The 8,413-nt window shown below is 66.1% G+C and carries 6 protein-coding genes; 3 read left to right on the top strand and 3 right to left on the bottom strand.

The window, feature by feature from the left end:
* Window positions 1–288: 288 nt before the first annotated feature.
* From VG543_RS19825 to VG543_RS19815, 3 genes are all read right to left on the bottom strand, one after another.
* A complete protein-coding gene (locus VG543_RS19825; RefSeq protein WP_423179093.1) occupies window positions 289–1,539 on the bottom strand; it encodes a DUF819 domain-containing protein in 1,251 nt (416 codons plus the stop codon).
* A gap of 119 nt (window positions 1,540–1,658) precedes the next feature.
* Window positions 1,659–2,945 carry a sensor histidine kinase gene (locus VG543_RS19820; RefSeq protein WP_423179094.1) on the bottom strand — a complete coding sequence of 429 codons (1,287 nt, stop codon included), beginning with the start codon at window positions 2,943–2,945 and terminating at the stop codon, window positions 1,659–1,661.
* The gene (locus VG543_RS19815; RefSeq protein ID WP_019662181.1) at window positions 2,932–3,645 is read right to left on the bottom strand and encodes a response regulator transcription factor; all 714 of its coding nucleotides are present in this window, start codon (window positions 3,643–3,645) and stop codon (window positions 2,932–2,934) included. Before VG543_RS19815 ends, VG543_RS19820 begins: the two co-directional genes overlap by 14 nt.
* Before the next feature lie 104 nt (window positions 3,646–3,749).
* Here VG543_RS19815 and VG543_RS19810 point away from each other — a divergent pair, with 104 nt between their 5' ends.
* From VG543_RS19810 to VG543_RS19800, 3 genes are all read left to right on the top strand, one after another.
* The gene (locus tag VG543_RS19810; RefSeq protein WP_032955550.1) at window positions 3,750–5,480 is read left to right on the top strand and encodes an ArnT family glycosyltransferase; all 1,731 of its coding nucleotides are present in this window, start codon (window positions 3,750–3,752) and stop codon (window positions 5,478–5,480) included.
* Between the two features lie 112 nt (window positions 5,481–5,592).
* Entirely contained in the window at window positions 5,593–6,357 is a 765-nt protein-coding gene (locus VG543_RS19805) for a phosphatase PAP2 family protein (protein WP_312543963.1), read from the top strand.
* On the top strand, window positions 6,354–8,003 hold the full coding sequence (locus tag VG543_RS19800) for a phosphoethanolamine transferase (protein ID WP_423179095.1): 1,650 nt from the start codon (window positions 6,354–6,356) through the stop codon (window positions 8,001–8,003). Before VG543_RS19805 ends, VG543_RS19800 begins: the two co-directional genes overlap by 4 nt.
* Window positions 8,004–8,413 lie beyond the last annotated feature (410 nt).

Below are 8,413 nucleotides of genomic sequence, written 5' to 3'. Positions count from 1 at the left end.
GCGGCCAAGCCCCCAAGGACGGGTTTACGGCGTCCCCGCCATCCGACACCACCCCACCTTCGACAGATTTCCGTTGACGGCAAGAAGCATCAGGGGGCAGATCCGTTTCCGCGGGGAAACGGATCTGTCCTTTCTTTGTTCATGGATACCCATGAAGTGCATCCACGCATGGCGTGGATCTATCCGGTGGCACGCAAAAAGAAAGCCGAGCGTGGGCTCGCATCTGCACGGGGAAAGCGTGTCCACGGCAATTGCCGTGAACACGCAACATGATCGTCAGCTCAGGACTCAGGCCCCGGCCATCCACTTCAGGATCAGGCCGGTGACATACGCCAGCCCGGTGCCGGTGGCATAGCCCACCGTACCCAGCAGCACGCCCACCGGCGCCAGCGTCGGGTGGAACGCTGCTGCCACCACGGGAGCCGAAGCGGCTGCGCCGATGTTGCCCTGCGAACCAATGGCGAAAAAGAACAGCGGCGCGCGCAGCAGCTTGGCCACCACCCACAGCACCAGCACGTGGGTGGCCATCCAGATCGCGCCGAGCAGGAACAGCCACGGCCTGTCCAGCAGCGACAGCAGGTTCATCTGCATGCCGATGCAGGCAATCAGGAAGTAAAGGAACACCGTGCCCAGCCGCGAAGCGCCTGCCGCTTCCAGCCGGCGCGCACGGGTGAAGCTCAGGCCCAGGCCCATCGCCGTGGACAGCAGGATCACCCACACGAACTGGCTGTCCAGGCTGAACTGGCTGGCCCAGCTGATATTGGCCTTGAACCAGCCCGACAGCGGCGCGGCGATGGCGTGGGCCAGGCCGACGCCACCTAGTGCCACGCCGACGATCACCATCAGGTCGGTCATGCTGGGGATGCGCGCGTTCTGTGCCTCGTAGGCGCTGATCCGTGCCTTCATCTCGTCGATGGCGCGGGTGTCGGCCCCGTTGCGGGTATCGATCTGCTGCGCGCGGTTGGCCAGGAACAGCAGGATCGCCATCCACAGGCTGGCACAGGCCACGTCGACCACGGCGAACTGGCCGAAGGTGGTGGCGTCGGTGCCGAACACCTCGCGCATGGCCACCATGTTGGCGCCGCCACCGATCCAGCTGCCGGCCAGCGCGGCCATGCCGGCCCAGGTATCACCGGCCACGGTTTCCGGGTGGATCAGCTTCATCAGCTGGAACGAGACGATTGCGCCGAGCATGATGCCAGCGGTACCGGCACAGAACACGAGCAACAGCTTCGGGCCGAGCTTGATGACGCCCTTCAGATCGATCGACAGGGTCAGCAGGACCAGTGCAGCCGGCAGCAGCACGTCACGCGCGACCGGGTTGTACAGCAAGGTGTTGTGGCCATCGATGACACCGGCGGTGTTGTAGATGGCGGGAATGAAGTAGCACAGCAGCAGCGCCGGCACCCAGGCGAAGATCTTCTTCAACAAGGGGGTCGGACCACTGGCAGCCCAGAAGATCAGGGCCAGGGTGGCGGCGATCAGGCCCAGTCCAACGATATCGTTGCTGATCAGGGCGGTAGCGGGTTCGGTCGGCATGGGATCCTCTGTCGATCGAAAGAGCGGAAAAAAAAGCGCCGCATAAAGCGGCGCAGTTCCAGATTAACACTGTCTTCACGCCGGGTCATGCCGCAGCGCGGAGCAGGTCGGCCGCTTGATCAGGCCGGGCGCGAAGCGCCAAAGTCCAGGGTGACGCGTGTCCCGCGCGGCTCGCAGGGCTGCAACTGCAGTGTCCAGCCCAGGTGTTCACACAGCCGCGCGATCAGGTCCAGGCCGATGCCGCTGCCACGGTCGGCACGCCCGCCGCGGGCCATGCGTGCATGGATCGCCGCGATCTCCTCCGGGCTCATGCCGTGCCCGGGGTCCTGCAGGGTCAGCACCGCCGACGGACTCAGCTGCAGTGCGATATGGCCGCGACCGCTGTTCTCGATGGCATTGCGCAGCAGGTTGCCGATCGCCGCCTGCACCACTGCCATCGGCGCGACGATATCCACCGGCGCGGCCTGGATACCGATGCTCAGGTCCTTGTCGCCGAGGAGGTGGCGATGGTCGTCGACGATCTCCGGCAGCAGCTGGTCCAGCGCGATGCGCTCGGCACGCGCCGCCAGGCGCGCCGGATCGCGCGCCAGCACCAGCAGCAACTCGATCAACTGCTCCACGCTCTGCGCCGTGCGCAACACCCGCTGCATCTGCTGGCGGGCGCGCTCGGGCAGGCCCGGTTGCTCCAGTGCCAGTTCGGCGGCACCGGTCATCACGGCGATCGGCGTGCGCAGTTCGTGGCTGGCGGTGCTGATGAAGACCCGCTCACGCTCGACGAACTGCTCATTGCGGTCAAGGTAATCGTTCAGTGCATCGGCGATGGTATGCAGTTCGGAACTGCCGCGTGGATCGACCTCGATGCGCTGGCCCTGCACGCCCGGCCGCAACGCGGCGATGTGCTGTGCCAGCAGGCTCAGCGGGCGCACCATGCGTTCCATGCCGAACGACGCCATCAGTACGGTGACGAAGATCATGATCACCCCGGCCAGCATCACCCAGCGCGTGGCGAACTGTTCCAGGTCATGAAAATCGGAAATGTCCAGAACCAGCGCGACCCGGCCCATCGACTCGGTTTCGCGCACCATCACCGCCGTCTCACGGCCCTTGATCATTACGCCGTCATGCAGCCCCGGATGCAACGTACGCAGAGCGTCGGGCAGGTTGACCGCATCGAAGCGATACAGGCTGAGCGTGTCCGAATCCTGCCAGCGGTAATGCGGCTCATGCTCGACGTGCTCGACGATGCTGTCCAGTTCGGAGTTGAGCAGTGCGCGCCAGGCGGCGTGCTCGGCATGCTCGTGCACATAGTTGCCAACGCTGAACACCGCCAGTGAAAGCAGCGCCAGATAGCCCAGCAACCACCACACGACCCGACGGTACAACGGGCCCGGCTTACGCGCCTTCATCGTCATCCTTGCCGGCATCGCTGGTGGAACTCACCGCCAACCGGTAGCCCACCCGCGGCAGCGTGTGGATCAGTTTCTTGGCGAACGGGCCGTCGACGCTGCGACGCAACTCGTAGACGTGCGAGCGCAGCAGGTCACCATCCGGCGGCTCATCGCCCCACAGGGCGAACTCCAGCTGCTGTCGTGTCACCGCCCCCGGGCTGGCCCGCATCAGCACTTCCAGCAATTTGCGGCAGGCCGGGTACAGGTGCAGCAGCTGGCCCCCACGCTGGGCCTCCAGCGTTGCCAGATCCAGTACCAGGTCGCCCACCTGCAGGCGCTTGCGCGGGTTGCGGCCCTGCGCACGCAGCAACAGCGCCTCCAGCCGCACCTCCAGTTCTGGCAGCGCGAACGGCTTGGTCAGGTAGTCGTCGGCACCGGCGCGGAAGCCGGCAATCTTGTCCGGCAGCTCGTCACGCGCGGTCAGCATGATCACCGGCACTTCCGATGCTTGCTCGGCGCGCAGCCGGCGCAGCACCTCCGGGCCCTCCATGCGCGGCAGCATCCAGTCCAGGATCACGGCGTCGTAAGGGTGGCTGCCGGCCAGGTGCAGGCCGGTGATGCCATCCGGGGCCACGTCAAGCACATGCCCGCGCGACTCGAAATAGTCGAACAGGTTGGCTACCAGCTGGCGGTTGTCCTCGATCACCAACAGACGCATGCACGAAACACCCACGGAAGTTCGTACCATGGTAGCGCCGCGCATGTCGGAATGCGGTCGCCCCGGCCCCGCTCTGACGCTTTTCCCACCCCTGCCACCTCAGAATGGCCGTTTTGCTCCCGGAGCCTGCCGTGCCCGTAGCCCTGCCCCGCCGTTGGCGCCTGCCCCTGTTGTGGCTGTTGATCGTTGCTGCGCTGGCAGCGGGGATCGGCCTTCGGCAGCCGCAGCCGCCGGACGAGCCGCGCTTCGTGCTGGCGGCCCGGACCATGGTCGAAAGCGGGCAATGGCTGCTGCCGCACCGGGGCGTGGAGCTGTATGCGGAGAAGCCGCCGGTCTTCATGTGGCTGCAGGCGGCGGCCTACGAGATCGTCGGCAGCTGGCAGTGGTCGTTCCTGCTGCCGTCGCTGCTGGGCGCCCTGCTCAGCCTGTGGCTGGTGTCGGATCTGGCACGCCGGCTGTGGTCACCGCGGCATTCCCTGTATGCCTTGGCGGCGCTGTTCTGCACCCTGCAGTTCGGGCTGATGGCCAAGCGCGCGCAGATCGACATGGTGCTGGTGGGCATGACCACGGTGGCCCTGTGGGGCCTGATGCGCCATCTCTGCGAGCGCCGCAACCTGCCCGCACTGTGGCTGGCGGGTTTCGCGGCCGGCCTGGGGACAGTGACCAAGGGTGTGGGTTTCCTGCCGCTGTTGATGGTGCTGCCATGGTTCGGCTGGTGGCTGTACCAGCGTTGCCGCGGCCTCAGGGGAGATGGTCCGCACCCGGCAACGCTGCTGTGGCTGATCCCGGCCTTCCTGCTGGGCGTGTCGGTGTGGCTTGCGCCGCTGGGCTGGGCCCTGCTGCACACGCCCAGCGCCGAACTGCAGGCCTACGCGCATGAGCTGTTGTTCAAGCAGACCGGTACCCGCTATGCCAACGCCTGGCACCACCGCCAACCGGTCTGGTACTACCTGCAGGTGATCCTGACCCTGTGGCTGCCCGGCAGCCTGTTGCTGCCGATGCTGTTCAGACCCTGGTGGCGCCGCCTCCGCCGAGGCGACCGCCGGCAGTGGCTGCTGCTCGGCTGGGCCATTCTGGTGCTGGTGTTCTTCAGCGCCAGCCCGGGCAAGCGTGAGGTGTATGTGCTGCCGATGCTGCCGGCAATGGCACTGGCGGCGGCGCCACTGCTGCCGGGCCTGCTGCGCCGGCTGTGCGTGCGCCGCTACCTGTTCGGCTACAGCGTGGTGCTGATGCTGGCCACCGGCGTGCTCGGCGTCATGCTGTTGACCGAGCACCCTTGGGCCCTTGCGCAGCTTGAGCGCCGGGCAATGCCCGATACGCTGCTGCCGGTGCTGGGCGATGGCCTGCTGACCTTCGCCATCGCCCTGGCCACGCTGATCGTGTGGCTGCGGGTGCGCCGCGCCGCAACGCTGGTGCTGCTGACCCACGGCATGCTGTGGATGCTCTACGGCCTGGTGTTGATTCCGGCGCTGGATCCCTACGCTTCGGCGTCGGCGCTGATGCGCCGGGTCGGCGCACGGATCGGGCCGGACGCCGAACTGGCGCTGGTCGCCTGGCGCGAGCAGAACCTGCTGCAGGCCGACCGCGCGGTGCGCGAGTTCGGCTTCAAGCGGCCCTGGGCCGAGCAATGGCACGATGCCGGCCCCTGGCTCGCCGAAGCGCCGGACAAGCGCTGGCTGCTGGTGCTGGACGATGCAATGAGTCCCTGCGTGGACCCGGCCAAAGTGATCGACATCGGCATGGCCAACAGGAATCGTTGGCAACTGCTTCCCGGTACGGCCTGGGACCCGCAATGCCACGCCGAACGGGCCGGCTCGACCGCCGAAGAAGACTGAACGTTGACTCGTGCCGGGGGAATCATTAACCCGGTGCGAACGGGCGTCCGACCCTTCTCCGACATGCAGGTGACGAGCATGACTGCGGATTCCCAAACCGCCCTCCCCCAGCATGCCCGTCCGTCCCCTTGATGCGGTAGCGCCGCTTGCGACACCACTGGCGTCTCGATTTGCCGTAACTCACCTCTGGCTGCCTGTCGCAATCGGTCTGCCATTGTTTACGCTGCTGATGGACTTCGGCGGTGATCAATGGGTGGCCGATCACCTGTTCCGTCTTGAAGGCAGCCACTGGGCGCTGCAGGACGCCTGGATCACCCGCAGCGTCGTGCACAAGGCCGGCAAATGGTTGAGCACGGCGGCGGCGCTGGTCGTGATCCTGCTGTGCTTCCACCACTGGCGTAAGGGTCGCGATCGCACCCTGCAATGGGCGCTGCTTTATGTCGTGATTGCCATGGCACTGGGCACCGGCGCGATCTCCCTGCTGAAGTCGCTGGTGCCGATGGAATGCCCGTGGGACCTGCTGCGCTACGGTGGCCACCAGCCTTTCATCGGGCTTTTCACGGCGCGCCCCGCTGGCATGGCCGCGCAGGCCTGCTTCCCGGCCGGTCACGCCAGTGCTGGCTACGCCTGGCTGTGTCTGTACTATTTCGCCCTGCTATGGCGCCCGTCGTGGCGCTGGACCGGGTTGTGGATCGGCCTCGGCGCCGGCCTGGTGTTCGGCATCAGCCAGCAGCTGCGCGGTGCACATTTCCTTTCGCATGACGTTGCCACTGCATTGATCTGCTGGTTGCTTTCGCTGGGCCTGTATCTCATCGTCAAGCGCGTCCTGACACACCGTCAACCGAACCATGCCAACCGCCAGGAGGCAAACGCATGAGCGCATCGGTCCAACGGCCCGCCCGCCTCCCCGCCCTTGCGGGTCTACGCCACTGGCGGCCGCAGCTGTCCACCGAAGCGCTGATCGCGCTGACCAGCCTGTTCTTCGCGGTGGCCGGCAATGGCCTGTTCTGGCACAGCGCGATGGCCAGCCATCCAGGCAGCCTGCGCTACGCGCTTTCACTGCTGCTGTTGCTGCTGGGCGCTCACGGCGTGCTGCTGGGCATCCTGGTCTGGCGCTGGAACGCCAAGGTGGTGATCAGCCTGTTGCTGCTGGTGACCGCATTCGCCGCGCACTACATGAGCCGCTACCACATCTACCTGGATGCGGACATGCTGCGCAACGTGCTGGCGACCGACCCCAAGGAAAGCCGCGAGCTGATGACCGTGTCGCTGCTGTGGCCGGTGCTGTTGCTTGCGGTGCTGCCGATGATCGTGCTGTGGCGCGTGCAGCTGCGCGGCCGCAGCTGGGGCCGCAGCCTGATGTCGCGGCTGGGCTTCCTGGCGGTGGCCGCAGTGACCGCCATCGGCGGTGCCCTGATCTCGTTCCAGGATGTCTCGGCACTGATGCGCAACCAGCGTGAAGTGCGCTATCTCGCGACACCGGCCAATGTCCTGTTGGGCATGCCGCGTGCATTGCGTGGCGACAATCCGGTGCAGCGCGCGCCGAAGCTGCCGATCGGTACCGATGCCAAGGCCACCCCGCGCGCGCCGGCCAGCAAGCCGCGCCTGCTGGTGATCGTCATGGGCGAGACCGTGCGTGCGCAGAACTGGGGGCTCAACGGTGGCCGCAACACCACCCCGGAACTGGCGCAGGCCAGCGTGATCAATTTCCCGGACATGCACTCGTGCGGCACCAGCACCGAGGTTTCGCTACCGTGCCTGTTCTCGCCATGGGGTCGTCACGACTACGACGAAAAGAAGATCCGTGCGCACCAGTCGCTGCTGCACGTCCTGGACCGCGCCGGCATCGTGCCGTTGTGGCGTGACAACCAGTCCGGCTGCAAGGGCGTGTGCGAAGGCCTGGACTTCCAGTCGCTGTCCGATGCCACCACGCCGGGCCTGTGCGCCGATGGCCGCTGCATGGATGAGATCCTGCTGCAGGACCTGGCCACCCAGGTGCGGGCCAGGCCCGGCGACCGGGTGGTGGTGCTGCACCAGCTGGGCAACCATGGCCCTGCGTACTTCGAGCGTTATCCGGCCGCCTTTGCCCGCTTCAAGCCAACCTGCGACACCCGTGACATCGGCCGCTGCTCGCGCGAAGAGATCACCAACAGCTACGACAATGCCGTGCTGTACACCGATCACTTCCTGAGCAAGACCATCGGCACGCTGCAGGGCATGCAGGATTACGACACGGCGATGATCTACCTGTCCGACCACGGCGAATCGCTTGGCGAGAAGGGCCTGTTCCTGCATGGCGTACCGTATGCGATTGCCCCGGCCGAGCAGACCCGCGTGCCGATGACGATGTGGTTCTCGCCGGGCTTCGCCAGCAGCCGTGGGTTGGACCTGCAATGCGTGCGCAAGCGCTCGACGGTATATACCGACCATGACAACCTGTTCCCGTCGGTGCTGGGCCTGATGCAGGTGAAGACCTCGCTATACGAGCGCGACCGCGACGTGTTCGCCAACTGCGAGAGTTGAGGGTTTGTCGGCAGGGCTGCGCCCTGCACCCGCCGAGGCCACTGCACAAGCAACGGCAACAGCAGAAGCAGGCGATTCGTGGCTTGGCGGGGCGGTGTCGGAATGCGGGGACGCCGCAAGTACGTCCATGTAGGCTTGGCAGCCGCATCCATGCGGCTGACACCCCGCACTCTGACACCGCTCCACCTCTGACAGATTGTCCCGATCTGGTAGATCCACGCCATGCGTGGATGAATTTCCATCGGAATCGAATAGTCGAATTGAATTCGAAAAGCATCCACGCATGGCGTGGATCAATGACAGGTCGCGGAAATCTGTCGAAGGCGGGGTGGGTCCGGTTGCGGGGGCGTGAGCGCCATGGATGGCGCGACCGAGCCTCCATGGACGGATTTACGGCGCCCCCCGCAACC

It is taken from the genome of Stenotrophomonas sp. CASM101, from assembly GCF_049384845.1.
Taxonomy (GTDB): Bacteria; Pseudomonadota; Gammaproteobacteria; order Xanthomonadales; family Xanthomonadaceae; genus Stenotrophomonas; species Stenotrophomonas hibiscicola.
This window is presented reverse-complemented; position numbering and strand designations above follow the sequence as displayed.